Genomic DNA, 14,643 nt, shown 5'->3' with positions numbered 1-14,643 from the left:
TCCGTCCCTTCGCCTGCGTTGCTCGAGGCAGTCTGCCCGAATGCTGATCCTGTCCAGTATCGTGGCGGCCCAGGCTGTGGGCGCGACGCGACGTGGGGGATGGCGTGCCGAGGAAAAAGGGCATGGGCAGGCGGCCGGCGGAGGTTGCCGTCAAGTTCACCGTGCCGTTCGTCGGGGAGATCAGCGGTATCTGGCGCCCGGATGACGCCGAGCGAAAAGCCGCTTGGGAACTGTACGTCGAATTGATCACCCGAGTAAGCGTGATCGAGCTCGGCCCGACTGAGGGCGTCCTGCGCGAAGCGCTGTCGTCGCACTACACGCTCTTCACCACCACACGTGACATCTTGCGTCGCTACGGCCCTGACGTGGCTCCGCGCAGCCGCCAAGGGCAGATCACCTTCGGTTCCCTGGCGGTGACGGTCCTGAACGCAGTCGTCCGCCCACTGCTGACTCGCTGGCACCCGGCCCTCGCGGAGCACGAAGCCGCGCGGCCGTCTGGTACGGCACCTCAGCGACACGAGCACGAGTGGGAATACGAGGCCGAGCTCCGCGAGGAGCTTCGAACCTCCCGGCAGGCGTTGGCCGAACTCGCCCGTGTTCTGGCGGAAGTCGCCGGTGCGGCGGACCTTTTGGACCCGCGATCACCTCGACTCCCCGATCAGGCGGGGGGGGGCTTAGGGAGCGGGGATGCCCGGTCTCCGGGCGGCGACGAAAGGTCGCCGTAGGAGTTGCGGCAGGCTGGGCCGCTACCCCACCAGCTCCGCAAGCCCCGGCCGGCGGCGTGTACGTCCACGGCTGCAGAGGTCTCCCAGTCCGGAGATTCCCACAGGCCGTGGAGGTAAGGAAGATGCCAGGACAGCCACGGAGCGACAGCCGGACGGCAGCGGTCCAGCCCGTCAACGGTGCTCCGGAGAAGGGCAGGAGCGGCTCCATCGCGGCCGGACCAACGAGTCCGCCGACGGTGGGCAATGCACCTTGACGCGGGGGAAGGCTGGGGGCGGCTCCGCCGCTGTCCCGCTGCGCACCGTGTATCTGGTCTGGCCGACGCCTCTTTTCCGGCTGCGGGATCTGCGGCCCGGACCCGGGGACGACGGCAGCTTGGGAGAGGAGAAGCGCGGGCGGGCAGAAGCCACCTTGCGCCGTGGCGCACCTCACTCGCGTGTGTGCTCGACGGCCTCTCCGTGATGCGGCAGGCGCCGCCGCGGGGGGCGGGAGCCGGTTCCCGAAGTCGGCTCCCAAATGGCTCCCGGAGGGCTCCCAAAGGGATTCGGAAACGAGTCAGGGGCCCGACCCGCTCTCGCGGGTCAGGCCCCTGACCTGGTGTTCCTTCAGTCGGGGTGGCGGGATTTGAACCCACGACCTCTTCGTCCCGAATGAGGTTCGGGCAAGATCTCTACCAGGGTGGACGGATATTTGTGCTGGTCAGAGGCTTGGTATGGGTTGGTGTGGCGCGGTCTCGGCGGGCCTCCAAGTCAAGATCATCTCCCAAATTTCTCCCAGAGTCCCACCTCGCGATGCTCCGCGCGAGGTGGGAGGGGACGCTCCCTGCATTGCAGTGGCACGTTTGCTCTCGGCCTCACCTCAACTGGAGCCGGTGACGGGAATCGAACCCGCACTCTGAGCTTGGGAATCATGGGGCCGTCCGGCGCCCAATGCCTTCCTGGCCAGGGGAGATGCCGCTGGTGGGGGAGGTGCGCTCGGGCACGTCTCCGGCCCTTGTTGACCGCTGTTTACCGCTCCGTCTGGCACGGAAGCGGCACGGTGGCTCGCCGAGGCTGTGGTGTCGCTCGATCTGGGCCGTGCGGGCTCCACGAGTCCCGAGCGCTGCGAGAAGAAGCAGCGGGAGAGCCGGCCCCGTACAGCCCCTGTGCCTCGCCGGTTGAACCGGCGGGCACAGCTATGTGCAGGTGGAGGGGAAGGCGCGAAGAGGTACTGGTCCCAGATCTCTTGGGGCCGGGCCCCGGCTGGCATGGCTTGTGCGAGCTCGGCTCCGGGTGCGGTGTCGGTCAGGGCGCGGGGAGGGAAGTCAGTGGCGAGTGCGCATCACGATGGGCGAACCTGCGCGCCGTCGGCTCTGCCGCATGGTGGTGCGGCTGTCGGCTCACTCCAGGACGGCGAGGTGGTCGGCGGCGCCCCCGCGCCACTCGATCAGGAAGAGGGTTGCGTCGTCGCTGGTGCTCCCGCCCCGCTCCTGTTTCAGGGTGTGGGAGAGCGCTCGCACCACTGCCCGCACTCCCTTCTCTGTGTACTCGATGCGGTTGACCCAGTGGATGAGTAGTTCCTCGCCGAACTGCTCTTCGCCGGCTTCGTGCTCCTCGATCAGGCCGTCGGTGAAGCACAGCACCCGGTCGCCGCGTTGGAGCATCTGCTCGCTGATCTGGGGCTCTTCACCACCGAAGCCAACGGGCAAGGTGGTCGGGCTTTCCAGCTGCCGGACCACCTTGCCGTTGCGGATCAGCAGCGGTGCGGGGTGGCCGGCGTTGACCCACTGCAGGTGGCCCGTTGCGATGTTGAGGCGCATCATCTGCGCGGTGACGAAGTGTTCGGGCCCGAATTGCTCGGCGATGGCCCGGTCCATGAACTCGTAGATCTCGGACAGACCGACTGCGGCGCGTCTGGCGTGCCGGTAGGCGCCGATGGCGACGGTCGCCATGGTGGCGGCGTCCAGGCCGTGGCCCATCGCATCGATCATAGCCACGTGCAGGATGTCGTCGTTGAGTGCGTAGTCGAAGCTGTCGCCGGCGACGTTGTAGGCGGGCTCCAGGATTCCCGCCACCGCGACCTGCGGGACGGACATCGCCAGCGGCGGTAGCAGGGACCACTGGATCTCCGCGGCCACGCTCATCGGTTCGCGGCGCCGGGTGAGGAAGAACTGGTCGGTGTAGCTGTGCTTGGTGGCCAGCAGGTCGGCGACGAGGCCGGCAAGTCTGCGCAACAAGCGCCGGTCATCGTCATCGACGGTGTCCAGGGTGAGGGCCAGCACGCCCACCTGGTCGCTGCCGTCCAGCAACGGCAGATACATCCGGACGCCGTCGTCCTGCGGTAGCTCGACAGGGGCCCCGGACAGGAAGGCTGCGCCTGCGTGCGAGTCACCGATCAGCTCGGGCCGGCCGACGACCAGCCGCCTACCCGGCAGCGGCACCAGCAGCAGCTGCGCATAGTCCTGCAGGAAGATCGAGATATCCCGGCCACCGACCCTGGCCACCTCTTTCGCGACCAGCGGGGCGATCAGCTGCGGCGGCATCTCGTGTGCCCGGTCCAGCAGCACCCCCAGCAGCCGCTCGCCGAACCCCTCCGACCGGTCCACCGTGTCCTCGCCAGGCTGCCGATCGCCCTCCGCCATAGCCTTGCCCTTTCGCCTCACCAGCCTGATTTCGCCTTCATCTGCCGAGCCGGCGGTCTCCGATGAGTGGGTCACAGGGCAGCCTGATGCCGGCTTCGGCGCATGTGCTCGGCCGACATACGCGCCAGGATCCGCTCGTTCCCTGCCGTCGCGCCGACAGTGCGCAAGGCCCCGATGTCCACACACCGGGGCCGACCCATTCGTCATGTTATGCCTTTGCCGCTTACCCGTCAGAAGACGCTTTTGGGTAATTCGATCCTTTATCGGATGGGCTTCAGTGCCCCGTCAGTCCTTCCCGCCGCCGAGCTGCCTGGCCGAGAGACTGGCCCTGCGGCTCCCGCTGAGCGAGGCCATGGTCACGCGCTTCGAGACGTTCGATCTGGACAGAGGAGACCTTGGGGTGGCCGGCCGGAGAATTGCCTCGTCGAGGGGGGCGAAGGCAAGGCGCAGGGTCGTGTGGTCAGCTGAAGAAAGACAGCCGGACTTGGCGTTCCGGGTTGTCCCGGTCGGCGTTCACCAGTACGACGGACTGTGACGCCCCCAGCTCCAGCTCACCGTCGACTACGGGCAATGTGGCGTGCGGTGGGACCAGAGCCGGGAGCATGTGGGCGCTGCCGTGGCCTGGACCGCCGTGGCGGTCTTGCCAGCGGTCGTCCGCCGGAAGAATGTCGCGGAGGGCCGCCAACAGGTCATCGTCGCTGCCCGCGCCGGTCTCGATGACGGCCAGGCCGGACGTCGCATGGGGGGTGAAGATGTTCAGCAGACCGTTTCGCCCGTGAGCGGCCTCCCGGAGGAACACGGAGCATGCGGTCGTGAGGTCGTGCAGGGTCTCCGTGGAGCCGGTGGTGATGTTGATCGTGCGGGTGGTGAAGGTGCCAGCCATGGTTCACCGGTACCCGTCGCGGAGCCCGAGCGCTAACGGCCGGATGGGTGAACAGCATTCGCTTCGCGTCAGCCCCGCTTCTCCTCTTCGGCTTCCATGAGCCGGATTCCCTGGTGCGTCAGCGTGACCATCACGGGCGTGTTCCCTTGTTCCCAGTCGACGATGACGAGCCCTTCGCCCACCAGATATGCGCAGGCGGCGGCCAGATCCTGCTCGGGGATCTGAAGATCGTCGCGCAGCTTTGCCCCGGTGACACCGAGGAAGCGATTGCCTTCCGTGGTCTCGTACAGGGCTTTCATGATTGCATCGCGGTAGTGCTTCCGCTCTTGCAGTGTTGCCATGATCGCTGTCCACTCGTGTCGGCGCCGACACGGAGCCTGTGGGACAGGCGACGCAGTACACCCCGCCCCGCCCCGCCCCGCCGCCCGTTGCCGGCTCTGGCTTCAGATTTCGTCCGTCTGTGCGCGCGCGTCCCCGGAGGATCGACTCGTCACCAGCCAGGGCTGCGCCGGCTCTGGTGCGTGGGTGGTGTCGACGGTGAGGTGGAGGCGGGTTCCGCCTGAGTCGTCGACGGGGTAGCTGCGCTGTTCGGTGGCGGCGAAGTGACGACGGAGAACGTCTGCGACCTGACGGGCGGTTTCGGGTGACGCGGCGACGATGCGCACGTCGGCGCGTCCGGCCGAGGGGAGTTCTGGTGGCTTCATGGTGGCCTCGTTCCTTTGGGGACGGCAGGATGACGTGTCGATGGGTGTGATGCCGTCGCGTCACACCCACCGCCCCCGGTCAGGGAAAGGTCGGTGTCATCTGCGGCCCCCGGTGTGGTGCTCGTGGTGGGTGGTTACGGGCGGTTCAGTGGGCTCGGTCGGCTGTCGGTTCGGGCAGCTCCGCCGTCCGGATCCTCGCAGGGCTTCGCTGTAGGGGAACGCTGCGATCCGCTGGTCATGCTGCGCGTTGAGCAGATGGATCAGAGCCATGCCCGCGACGATCATGAGGATGATCACGGCTACGGTGATGATCGTCTCCACGTCCTCACCTCCCTCGGGCGGAGGTCGGGAACCCGGCCGGTTGCCCTGTCGCCGAGGCGGCTCCGCCGTCGGTCTCCCACTCTTCTTCCTCCTGCAGCTCCTCCTGCGCGTGACGGGTGGTGTCCTCGCTCGTCATCAGCGCGCTGGCGCTGTGGAGGCCGCCGGGGGTGGCCGCGGCGGACATCAGCCGGGCGGCGGCGGCAGCGCCGGTCTCCGGCGGGATCACCAGCAGGTCCCAGCGGCCCGCGGTGTAGGAGAGGAGGATCATCTTGTTCGCGTCCTGCTCTCCGGCGAACCAGCCCACGTGCACCGTGTGCCCGTTCACCGGCACCTTTCGCGGCACCACGGGCCAGTGGGTCGGGTTCACCGTGACATGAGTGATGCGGCCCCAACGCGCGTCCAGCACGTCGGTCAGAGCGGGAAGTTCGCGGAAGAGATCGCGAGAGCGTGGCCACCAGGCGCCGTCCAGGAGACCCGGAGGTGATCCTGCCGGGGTGAAGGAGAGGCGGGCCGGTGACGAAGGTTCGCGCTCGCTGGTGATCGTACGGTCGGTGGTCGCGGTCATGGCGCGGACCTGTCTCCGGGGCTCGTCGTCGACGTCCCGGTGTTGTTGCTCGCCGGAAACGGCACCGGCGTGGGAGCCGGTGTGCGAAGTACTCCCGGTCTCTTCACTCTACTCCGGCCAGCGGTCCGTAAAGGCGCGTGTGACCGGGAACTTTCCTGGCGAACGCGGGTCCGGCTCCGCCGCCGGGCGGCGCGCCCGCGCCCCGGCACGCGGAGTACGGTGAAGTGACCAGGTCACCTCGCCGGGCGGACGCACCGCCCCGGAAGACGGGCGAACACACATGGCCGACTCCGACACTCCCCGTGCCCCGAAGCTTCTGCCGGACGCGGTCCACCAGGCCGTCAGGCCCGGGACGGCCCTCTTGCGGCTGGTGACCACGCAAACCCGCGAGCAAGTTCTCGACGGTGCGTGGTGGCCGCGTTCGCGCGACATCGGCGCCGAGCTCCCCGGTCTGATCGCCGCGCTGACCGCGCATCTCGGCCCCGTCCTGCGCGTCGGCCTGGACACCGCTGCCTGGGAAGAACTGCCGACACGTCTGGTCATCGACGGCCGGGTCGTGCACATCGACTCCTTCCCGATCGGTGACGACACCGTCCTCATCACCCGAGGCGACCAGGACCACTTCTCCCTGCTGGTGGTCCCGCCGCACGCGACGCCTGAAGCGGCCCGCGCCGCGATGGCCAGAGCCGTCGAGGCCGGCAACGTCACCCAGGCCGAGCAGATCCTCATCGACACCGGCACCCATCACGCACACCCGGTTCCCACGGAAGAGCCTCAGACGGGCCGCGAACGCGGCGAGCGGTGAGGAAGCCGTCGAGGCTTCGACGCTCCTTCGACGACAAGGGATACAGGCTGCCGACGAAGGTGCGGTCCGCCGTCGGCTACGACGTCACGTTCGATGCCAAGGGTCGTCGTGGGTGAGGCGGAACCCGCCTCACCCACGACGGAGGAACGGCCGCAGTCGGCGAAGAGCAAGTCCGGCTTGCGGGGGCCCGATTCCGGCGGAACCGCGTCCATCCGGCCCGGCGCCCGCCCCTCGTCGTACCCGCCTCGGCCATGGCAACGCCAGGGGAGCGTTCGCACATGCATCGTTGCTGACCATCGGGCACTATGTGCCTCAGGCCATACACACTGCGTCTCGCGATTCGAGATGACGGCCGATCAAATCGCCCTGCAAGGCCTTACAGGCGCCAACTCCATGCGTTAATCGGCCCCTTGCGGCACGCGAAGGGCACACGAATGGCACGCGCCCCAAAAGGGCCGGACAACAACCAAGCCCCAGGCCACTGACCTGGGGCTTCCGTATGGAGCGGGTGACGGAATCGAACCCGCGCTCTGAGCTTGGGAATCACAGGGGCTTTTGGCGCGTCGCCGCAGGTCAGCGAAGTGCTGCGCTGTCGGGTGCGGCCTTCTGGGCGTGCCGCCTGCACCCCGGTTGCCCGTGGCTGACCGTCTCTACTGGTGCGGCAGTGGTGTGAGACGGACAAATGCCGCTGTGGCTCGGTGGCTAGGAGGTTCGTTCGGATCATCGAGCGGACCTGAGGGAGATGGGTGATCTCCAGCCGTTCCCCGAGGGAACGGGCCGCCCGTTCCTTGGGGGAACACCTGTCCTGTTCCCTCACGGAACGGGCCTTCGGCATTCCGCGTGGGCTGGCCTGGGCCGGTGTCCTGACGGTCTCAGCTCTGCCAGTCAGTTGCCGAACAGGCTGTCCTGGACGTACTGGATGACATTCGCCTTCGGACGGAACAGGCCCAGCAGCATGGAGGTCTTGAGGTGGGCCGCGATGTTGCCGACGAAGAAGTGGATGGCACCGTGGGTGAAGCGTTCCTCCCGCGTGCCTGATAGGGGAGGTCACGGCTGATCCTGGTGGAGCCTTTGGAGCTGGTCGCGGGTGATACGGGGCAGGCCGGCCACCACGCGTTCCCAGGAGTGGTCGATCATGTCGGCGAGCTCGTCGGCGGGCACGGTGCCGTCCAGGACCACGGTGTTCCAGTGCGGCAGGCGCGCGTAGTAGCTGGGGCCCACCGCCGGGTACTGCTCGCGCAGGTGCAGGGCGAGGTCGGGGTCGCACTTGAGGGTCACCTGGTCGGGGCGTGAGTCGTTGGCTTCCGTCAGGATGGCGAAGATCTTGCCGCCGACCTTGAACAGGGTCATCCCGGGCCCGGGCTCGCTCTCCGTCGCCTCCGGCAGCCCCATAGCGGACTCCGCGACATCCTCCGGGGTCATGGCGATGCCTCCTTCGCATTGCGGTCCGGGCAGGCCCCGGAGCCCGGGACCCAGGGCCTGGTGTGGTGGTTAGCGGTAGTCGTTGGGGTCGGGGGCGTTGCCGGTGGTCATGAAGTCCTCGAAGTACCGTGCGGGGTCCGGGGAGGAGCCGTCGGCGTCCGTGAAGCCGTACTCCTTGGCCAGGGCGCCGGCGGACAGCGAGCGGCCGTTGAGACGGGCCACGTCCGGGTCGGTGGCGAGCGCCGCCACGGCGCGTGCAACGTAGGCGGGGGTCTCGGACATCGCGAAGGTGGGGTCGATCTTGCAGCCGTCGCGCCAGTTCTCCTCACTCACCCCGAACATCTCCAGCACCGCCTCGGTACGCATGAATCCGGGGGTCAGGCTCACGGCCGTGCAGCCGTACTCGGCGGTCTCCGCCGCCAGCGCCTTCGCCATCCTGATCGGCGCGTACTTGGCCAGGTCGTAGTAGAACGGCTCGCGGTATCGGCGGTTGAACTCCTCCGTACCGTCGGTCATCTCCACCACCAGGCCACCGGGCCGACGGATCATCAGCGGCACTGCGTAGCGGCTGGTGACGAAGTGGGTCTCGACGCCGAGCCGCAGCATCCGCAGCCCCTTGTCCATGTCGCACTCCCACATCTTCTTGCCGTGCTCGACGAGGCCGTCGCCGCCCCAGACGGCGTTGACGAGGACATCCAGCCGCCCCTGCTCCTTGTCGATGCGCTCGACCAGCGCCCGCACCCGCTTCGGCTGGAGGTGGTCGACGACGACCGCGATGCCCTCGCCACCGGCCGCCGTGACCAGCTCGGCGGTCTGCTCAATGGTCTCCGTCGGGCGCCCCGTCTCGCTCGCGCTGCTGTGCGTGGTGCGCCCGGTCACGTACACGGTGGCTCCGGTCCGGCCGAGCTCGACCGCCATGGCCCGGCCCGCACCGCGGGTCGCCCCCGGCGATCAGCGCCACCTTTCCGGCCAGCGTCTTTCCCTCGCCCATGCGCGTGCTCCTGGCTGTGATCTTGGTGTTGTCCTGAGAGGTCATAGCGGAAGCATCACCTCCGTATAGGGCAGGACGCGTCCTACACCTCCTACACGGAGCAATCGGCGACTCTGCGGATATAGGACATGAACCGACCTATATCAGGGTCAACCTCTCGGTACGACTTCTCAACGGCAACAGGAAGGCCAGCAGTCATGACCAGCAACACGGTTCACGCGGACGCCAGCGAACTCACTCACGAGTGGGTGAATGCCTACAACGATCAGGACTTCGACCGGTTCGGGGCGCTGTACACCGACGACGTCGCCTACACCGTCGGGGCCTACCAGATCGCCTTCAACGGCCGGGATGCCTTCGTGGGCCACATCCAGGAGTACGCGGCCGCCGTCCCCGACCGCAAGCTGTCCATCAAGCGGATCATCGCCGACGGGGACGTCATCGCCCTCGAAACCGACTTCGCGGGGACCAGCTCCGGGGCTGTGCCGGCCCTGCCTCCGGCCGGGGAGCGGGTCACCGCCAGCTTCTGCACGGTCCTGCAGCTGCGCGAGGGCAAGATCGCCTCGCAAGACGACTACGTCGGCGGGTAGTGACCTCCCCTCGCCGACGACACCACCCCCAGCCCCGCCCGAACCCCACGAAGCAGTGCCATCGTGTCCGTACGCCTACGAGCCGGGCGGCGAGGTGTGGATCACCACCGACCGCGCCTCCAGGAAGTACGGGCTGATCCAGGCTGCGGGCCGCTTCACCATGCTGGCCAACCAGCTCACACCACCCCGCTACGTCTCGGTCGAGGGCGAAGTGGTGTACGCGGGAAAGACCACTCAGGAGGAGCTGCGGGCGATGGCCGCCCGCTACCTTCCCGCAGAGCAGGTGGACTGGTACGTCCAGCACGCGGCCGAGGCGTTCACCACCGAACTGATGACGGTTCGGATGCGCCCACGACGCTGGCTCTCCGCCGACTTGCAAGCACCCCCGGAAGTCAACGCACCGTAAGTCCCGCTGCCCGCGGCCTTTTGGCTACGGCTGCCCTGGCCGTCCTGCCCCCTACAGCCGGGCCCCTTCCGCCAGTACCGTTGCATGCTCACGCGATGCGGATACGGGACCTCGGGGGCGTGCCCAGTGGCGGGGAGCGAACTGACACTCGGTAAGACGATCGCCAAGGCACGCCGGCGCAAGGGATGGCCGCAGCGGGATCTGGCTGCGATGATCGGTCGGTCGGAAAGCTGGGTGTCGCAGGTCGAGCGGGATGTGATCCCGGTCAACAGCCTGGATACGTTGCGTCAGATCTCCGACGTATTGGGCATGTCTCTGGCCGAACTCCTTGCTGCTGTACGGCCGCCTGGACGATCGCCGGTATCGGCTCGGCGTCGGTCGGGCTCGACTAGGGTTGTTCACAATCTTGGTCCAGAGGAGGGTGACGACCCCGTGCGACGCCGCGAACTTCTGGCCGCTGCGGCGGTGGTCTTTGCCTCCCCCCTGGCCGGGGCCACGCCGGCCGAGGCCAGCACTCTCGCCCCGCTCGAAGACCTCCTGCTCTATGGCACGGCCACTGTGCCGAAGAACAGTGAGGTATCACCGGCCGGCGTCGCTGCCGCGGTGAAGACATCCCGGCAGGACTTCCGCGCCGCCCGTTACGACACTCTGGCCCGGACCCTGCCTGGTCGGATCGCCCAAGCTCAGGCCCTGGAGCCGGTGGAGCTGTCGGCCACGGCGGTTGCCGACCTCTACAACATTGCCACCCGGCTGTGCATCAAGCTCGGCGAGGACGGCCTCATGGCGATCACCTCAGACCGCGCACTGAATTCCGCACGGGTGGGCGGGGATGCGCTGACGATTGCCGAGGCACACCGGATGGTCTCCAGTGCCTGGCGTCGCCAGGGCCACCTTGCCCGAGCCACCGACATCGCCGTCCGGGCCGCGCAGGACGTACGCGCGGACCGCCGCGCCCCAGAGGCTGCCCGACTGTCCGCGAACAGCTCGCTGCTGGCCACCGCCGCGTACACCGCGGCGAAGATGGGTGACCGGCCGACGGCGCACGCCCTGATCGGTGAGGCCGCCGAGGCCGCGAAGGCCGGCCCGACGAGCCCTGCGGCCCGAACGGACACCGGGACTCAGCAGGTGCTGCTGCACCAGTTGTCGGTCCACTACCTGCTCGGTGATGCCGGGCAGGCGATCGACCTGGCCAAGACCATCGACCCCGCGGCCCTGCCGACCGCCGAGCGGCAGGGGCGGTTCTTCACCGACGTGGCCCGCTGCTTCGACCAGTGGGGCAAGCCCGAGCAGTGCTATCGGGCGCTACTGGCGGCCGAGCGGGCTGCACCGCAGGAGATCCGGCGAGGGGCGATCAAGAACCTGGCCAGCGGCCTGCTCCGCCACGACCGAAGCCTTCCGGGAGTCCGGGCCTTCGCCGGTCGTGCGGGCGTGACCGTCGACTAAACCGGCTCCTTCCCGCAAAGGGTTTGCTGCCTCGCAACCCGGTTGCGGATCTGCTTGCTTCTCCGGCGGTTGACTCTTCTCAGCCGCCAGGGGCCGCGTACGGCCGGCCTCTCCTCGCCCCGGGCGGCGGTGCTGACCACCACCGTCTTCGAGGAGTTGCACCATGGATGCCACCCGCGCCGACCCGTCCCCTTCGCAGCCGACGGTCACGGATGCCACGGACCAGCTCCAGGCTGACGTCGCCGCCGCTTTGCGCTCCAGCATCGTCCTCCCGCCGTATGACGAAGTCCTCCGGCTGATCGAGACCCTCCAAGGGCATCTCGCCCCGCTGATCGAGCAGGCCAAAGAGCACGTCGAGCAGCATCGCCCGGGAGAGGTCGCCTGGTACCGGGAACACCGCCAGATCGACAACGCCGAGTTCCAGCTGCGGGCCGGTCCCGGCAACGGGCTGGTCTCCGCCGCTCGCCGTCTCAAGAACCTGGCCCTGACCCTCCAGCAACTGCACCGCCAGGTCCACCACGAAGAGGGGGGCTTGAGGTGACGCGGTCGGTGCACGGAGTCAGGAGTCGCCACCGCAGCGGGGAACCGCGGCTGGACGTGTGGCTGGGGCGCCTGTGGCTTCTGGGCACCACGGCCGGCCTCACCCTCCTGGCGCTGACCGTCCGGCACGACGCCGACCACACCGGGGCAGCCCCGGTCTCCGCACCCGACACAGACCCGGCGCCGCTCGCCTAGGCGCCCACAGATTTCCCGCCGGAGCCCCGGTGGGAGAACCGAAGAGAAGGGAACATGCGATGAACGACCTGATCGTCTCGAAGCGTTCTGTTAAGGCCGCCCGCAGCCAGGACCGGCTGAGCGACGGTGGCGGCACCGGCAAGGGTGACGGCAACGACTGATCGGAGCCGTAGATGACCGCCATCTCCTCGGCGGTCCGGAGCCTCGGTGGGGACTTCCCCGCCAAGGCGTTCGGCCGCACCTACCGCCTCTGGCCAGACGTCGACGACTTCTCGCACGTGTTCACGTGGGACGACCTCAACGAGATCATCGCCCGACACCGTCTCGAACCGCCGCGGCTGCGGCTTTTCAACGACGGCACCCAGGTCCCGCAACACGCCTACAGCCACTCGGTGGTGTCCAAGCGCCACACGGTCTGGCACCGGATCGAGCCGAACAACCTGCACCACCAGCTCAAAGACGGCGCCTCGCTCGTCCTGGACGCCGTGGACGCACTGCACCCCGGCGTGGAAGACCTCGCGGCAGCCCTGGAACGGCACTTCCGCACCGATGTGCAGGTCAACCTCTATGCCTCGTGGACCTCGAAGGAAGGCTTCGGCATCCACTGGGACGACCACGATGTCGTGGTCCTCCAGCTCGAAGGCGCCAAGCGGTGGAAGATCTACGGGGCCACCCGCACCGACCCGCTACGGGTAGACATCGAAGCCCCCGAACCACCAACTGGCGACCCGGTCGCGGAGATCGTGCTCCGGAGCGGCGACATGCTCTACCTGCCCCGGGGATGGTGGCACGCTGTCGCCGCCACCGAGGGCCGGTCTCTGCACTTGACCTGTGGCCTGAAGCCCACCACCGGCGCGGATCTCCTGTCGTGGCTGTCGGACCGGCTGCGGGTCTCGGACACCGTCCGTGCGAACCTGCCGTACTTCGCCTCGCCGGACGAACGGGCGGCGTATCTGGAAGCACTGCGGAAGGAGCTCACCGAAGCCCTGCACGATGGAGTGATCGAGGAGTTCGTCAACGCACGGGGGAGCATGGACCCCGGGAGGCCGATGCCGTCCCTGCCCTTCGTGGACGGCATCCCCGCGGACGAGAGCCTGTTTGTCCGCCTCACCGCTGCCGGAGCCTGGTACGAGGTGGACGGGGACGGCCACGTGGTGTTGAGCGCAGGCGGCCAGGAGTGGACGTTCGCCGCCCCGGCCCTCGACGTCATCAAGCTCCTCACCGAGGGAAGCGCCTCGACCCTGGGCCGGCTGGCGGTAAGCTCCGGTCTCCCCGCTGACCAAGTCGCAGCTCTCGTCTCCGAGTTGGTCGCGGCCGACGTTGCCGCCGTCAGCCGGAGAAGGTAGCCGATGTTCACTGCCCCTGAGCAAGCCGTCAGGGACCGCATGATCTCTGCCCGCGGCCGCGCGTGTGCCCTGCTGGGCCTCGACGACACTGCGGGCGGGGACGTGTGGGGATACGCAGGCAGGACACTGTCCGGAGCCGTCACCACGCCGGAAGGCGGCGCGTGGCTGCGGCTGGTCAGCGAACCGGAGGGCAAGGGAAGCGGGAAGCTGTGGGACGGCCCCAAGGAGGCGGAACGGTCCGTGCCCCCCGTTGTGCCTCGCCCGCGGCTGCTCGGCCTGCGCGACTGGTCCGCCGACGGCTGGGACTACCGGGCAGAGCACTACGAGATCGTCGGCACCCCGCCGGTGTCGAAGAGCCCGGTGCTGCACCACCGGGCGGACCTGCCAGACACCTGGTGGCAGGACCTCCGCCAGGCGCTGGACCACCTCGCGCTCGTCCGCACGGACCGGCAGGCGGCGCGCGAGGAGTACATCCGCCGCCGTGTCCCGGAGTTCACCGGCGTCACCCCCGGTGAGATCGCCTGGACCACAACGCACGGCGACCTTCACTGGGCGAACCTCACCGGCCCGGCGCTGACCCTTCTGGACTGGGAAGGCTGGGGCACAGCGCCCCTCGGCTACGACGCCGCAAACCTGTATCTGCACTCCCTGCCCGTGCCGGACGTCGCCGAGCGGATCCGCAAGGAATTCGCCCACGTACTGGACACTCCTGTCGGCCGGGTCGGGGAGCTGACCGCCTGCACCGAAATCCTCCAGGCGGCCGCCCGAGTGCCGTTCTACGCCGACCTGGCCGATGGCGTACGGCAGCACCTGAGCCACTTGAAGGGGCCCACTATCGGCCAGGTCTGAGGCGTTCCCGACAGTCCTGAGCCAGCCTGCGCGTACACCGCTGATTCACCGTGCCGGATACATGAACTTGGCCCAGGCCGCCCACCCCGCGTGCCGGCAGGGCTTGGACCGGCTGTGCGAGATGGGCGTCCTGATCGGGGCGTACAAGCCTCACCGGCCAAAGGCTCGCGGTTGGGGCCGGCTGATTCCGCTGGCAGGAGGCGCTGGAGCTGCTCACGCCCCAGCTGCCCAGCCGGACGT

The 14,643-nt window shown here is 68.5% G+C and carries 16 protein-coding genes and 1 pseudogene; 9 read left to right on the top strand and 8 right to left on the bottom strand.

Going from position 1 to position 14,643, the window contains the following annotated elements; genetic code table 11:
• Positions 1–122 precede the first annotated feature (122 nt).
• Positions 123–725, top strand: a complete 603-nt coding sequence (locus tag ACRAS8_RS16685) for a hypothetical protein (protein ID WP_438486828.1) — start codon at positions 123–125, stop codon at positions 723–725.
• A 1,376-nt stretch (positions 726–2,101) separates the two neighbouring features.
• Here ACRAS8_RS16685 and ACRAS8_RS16680 read toward each other — a convergent pair.
• The 6 genes from ACRAS8_RS16680 to ACRAS8_RS16655 form a co-directional block, all read right to left on the bottom strand.
• Positions 2,102–3,343: a PP2C family protein-serine/threonine phosphatase gene (locus ACRAS8_RS16680; RefSeq protein WP_221905880.1), complete on the bottom strand. Its 1,242-nt coding sequence runs from the start codon at positions 3,341–3,343 to the stop codon at positions 2,102–2,104.
• Positions 3,344–3,803: 460 nt separating this feature from the next.
• Entirely contained in the window at positions 3,804–4,226 is a 423-nt protein-coding gene (locus ACRAS8_RS16675; protein WP_438486827.1) for a YjbQ family protein, read from the bottom strand.
• Positions 4,227–4,294: 68 nt separating this feature from the next.
• The gene (locus ACRAS8_RS16670) at positions 4,295–4,567 is read right to left on the bottom strand and encodes a hypothetical protein (protein ID WP_438486826.1); all 273 of its coding nucleotides are present in this window, start codon (positions 4,565–4,567) and stop codon (positions 4,295–4,297) included.
• 102 nt (positions 4,568–4,669) lie between these two features.
• Entirely contained in the window at positions 4,670–4,930 is a 261-nt protein-coding gene (locus ACRAS8_RS16665; RefSeq protein ID WP_351533466.1) for a hypothetical protein, read from the bottom strand.
• Positions 4,931–5,026: 96 nt separating this feature from the next.
• A complete protein-coding gene (locus tag ACRAS8_RS16660; RefSeq protein WP_351533468.1) occupies positions 5,027–5,251 on the bottom strand; it encodes a hypothetical protein in 225 nt (74 codons plus the stop codon).
• Positions 5,252–5,255: 4 nt separating this feature from the next.
• Positions 5,256–5,816, bottom strand: coding sequence for a DUF5994 family protein (locus ACRAS8_RS16655; RefSeq protein ID WP_351533470.1), 561 nt, complete (start codon positions 5,814–5,816; stop codon positions 5,256–5,258).
• A gap of 280 nt (positions 5,817–6,096) precedes the next feature.
• On the opposite strand from ACRAS8_RS16655, the gene ACRAS8_RS16650 reads away from it, so the two are divergent.
• Positions 6,097–6,621, top strand: coding sequence for a DUF5994 family protein (locus tag ACRAS8_RS16650; protein WP_351533472.1), 525 nt, complete (start codon positions 6,097–6,099; stop codon positions 6,619–6,621).
• A 1,047-nt stretch (positions 6,622–7,668) separates the two neighbouring features.
• On the opposite strand, the gene ACRAS8_RS16645 is transcribed toward ACRAS8_RS16650, so the two are convergent.
• Both ACRAS8_RS16645 and ACRAS8_RS16640 read right to left on the bottom strand, forming a co-directional pair.
• The gene (locus ACRAS8_RS16645; RefSeq protein ID WP_221905886.1) at positions 7,669–8,043 is read right to left on the bottom strand and encodes an MmcQ/YjbR family DNA-binding protein; all 375 of its coding nucleotides are present in this window, start codon (positions 8,041–8,043) and stop codon (positions 7,669–7,671) included.
• A gap of 69 nt (positions 8,044–8,112) precedes the next feature.
• Positions 8,113–9,034 (bottom strand): annotated as a pseudogene (locus ACRAS8_RS16640) (SDR family oxidoreductase).
• Between the two features lie 197 nt (positions 9,035–9,231).
• Here ACRAS8_RS16640 and ACRAS8_RS16635 point away from each other — a divergent pair.
• The 7 genes from ACRAS8_RS16635 (at position 9,232) to ACRAS8_RS16605 (ending at position 14,403) form a co-directional block, all read left to right on the top strand.
• Positions 9,232–9,624 (top strand): nuclear transport factor 2 family protein, encoded by a 393-nt coding sequence (locus ACRAS8_RS16635; protein ID WP_351533475.1) that lies wholly within the window; start codon positions 9,232–9,234, stop codon positions 9,622–9,624.
• A 55-nt stretch (positions 9,625–9,679) separates the two neighbouring features.
• Positions 9,680–10,030 (top strand): pyridoxamine 5-phosphate oxidase, encoded by a 351-nt coding sequence (locus ACRAS8_RS16630; RefSeq protein ID WP_351533477.1) that lies wholly within the window; start codon positions 9,680–9,682, stop codon positions 10,028–10,030.
• Between the two features lie 126 nt (positions 10,031–10,156).
• On the top strand, positions 10,157–11,473 hold the full coding sequence (locus ACRAS8_RS16625; RefSeq protein ID WP_438486825.1) for a helix-turn-helix domain-containing protein: 1,317 nt from the start codon (positions 10,157–10,159) through the stop codon (positions 11,471–11,473).
• A 163-nt stretch (positions 11,474–11,636) separates the two neighbouring features.
• A complete protein-coding gene (locus ACRAS8_RS16620) occupies positions 11,637–12,014 on the top strand; it encodes a DUF6415 family natural product biosynthesis protein (RefSeq protein ID WP_351533481.1) in 378 nt (125 codons plus the stop codon).
• Positions 12,015–12,022: 8 nt separating this feature from the next.
• Entirely contained in the window at positions 12,023–12,208 is a 186-nt protein-coding gene (locus ACRAS8_RS16615; protein ID WP_438486824.1) for a hypothetical protein, read from the top strand.
• A 173-nt stretch (positions 12,209–12,381) separates the two neighbouring features.
• Complete coding sequence (locus tag ACRAS8_RS16610) at positions 12,382–13,554, top strand: cupin domain-containing protein (protein ID WP_438486823.1); 1,173 nt, start codon at positions 12,382–12,384, stop codon at positions 13,552–13,554.
• A 39-nt stretch (positions 13,555–13,593) separates the two neighbouring features.
• Positions 13,594–14,403, top strand: a complete 810-nt coding sequence (locus ACRAS8_RS16605; protein WP_438486822.1) for a hypothetical protein — start codon at positions 13,594–13,596, stop codon at positions 14,401–14,403.
• Positions 14,404–14,643 lie beyond the last annotated feature (240 nt).

Source organism: Streptomyces sp. S186, assembly GCF_051603415.1.
Taxonomy (GTDB): Bacteria; Actinomycetota; Actinomycetes; order Streptomycetales; family Streptomycetaceae; genus Streptomyces.
Note: the sequence above shows the minus strand (reverse complement) of the source record. Positions and strands in the feature narration are given on the sequence as shown.

What these genes read in the sequence shown, in the direction of transcription:
- ACRAS8_RS16685 (WP_438486828.1), top strand. Translation starts at nt 123, where the DNA reads ATGGGCAGGCGGCCGGCGGAGGTTGCCGTCAAGTTCACCGTGCCGTTC.
- ACRAS8_RS16680 (WP_221905880.1), bottom strand. Translation starts at nt 3,343, where the DNA reads ATGGCGGAGGGCGATCGGCAGCCTGGCGAGGACACGGTGGACCGGTCG.
- ACRAS8_RS16675 (WP_438486827.1), bottom strand. Translation starts at nt 4,226, where the DNA reads ATGGCTGGCACCTTCACCACCCGCACGATCAACATCACCACCGGCTCC.
- ACRAS8_RS16670 (WP_438486826.1), bottom strand. Translation starts at nt 4,567, where the DNA reads ATGGCAACACTGCAAGAGCGGAAGCACTACCGCGATGCAATCATGAAA.
- ACRAS8_RS16665 (WP_351533466.1), bottom strand. Translation starts at nt 4,930, where the DNA reads ATGAAGCCACCAGAACTCCCCTCGGCCGGACGCGCCGACGTGCGCATC.
- ACRAS8_RS16655 (WP_351533470.1), bottom strand. Translation starts at nt 5,816, where the DNA reads ATGACCGCGACCACCGACCGTACGATCACCAGCGAGCGCGAACCTTCG.
- ACRAS8_RS16650 (WP_351533472.1), top strand. Translation starts at nt 6,097, where the DNA reads ATGGCCGACTCCGACACTCCCCGTGCCCCGAAGCTTCTGCCGGACGCG.
- ACRAS8_RS16645 (WP_221905886.1), bottom strand. Translation starts at nt 8,043, where the DNA reads ATGACCCCGGAGGATGTCGCGGAGTCCGCTATGGGGCTGCCGGAGGCG.
- ACRAS8_RS16635 (WP_351533475.1), top strand. Translation starts at nt 9,232, where the DNA reads ATGACCAGCAACACGGTTCACGCGGACGCCAGCGAACTCACTCACGAG.
- ACRAS8_RS16620 (WP_351533481.1), top strand. Translation starts at nt 11,637, where the DNA reads ATGGATGCCACCCGCGCCGACCCGTCCCCTTCGCAGCCGACGGTCACG.
- ACRAS8_RS16610 (WP_438486823.1), top strand. Translation starts at nt 12,382, where the DNA reads ATGACCGCCATCTCCTCGGCGGTCCGGAGCCTCGGTGGGGACTTCCCC.
- ACRAS8_RS16605 (WP_438486822.1), top strand. Translation starts at nt 13,594, where the DNA reads ATGATCTCTGCCCGCGGCCGCGCGTGTGCCCTGCTGGGCCTCGACGAC.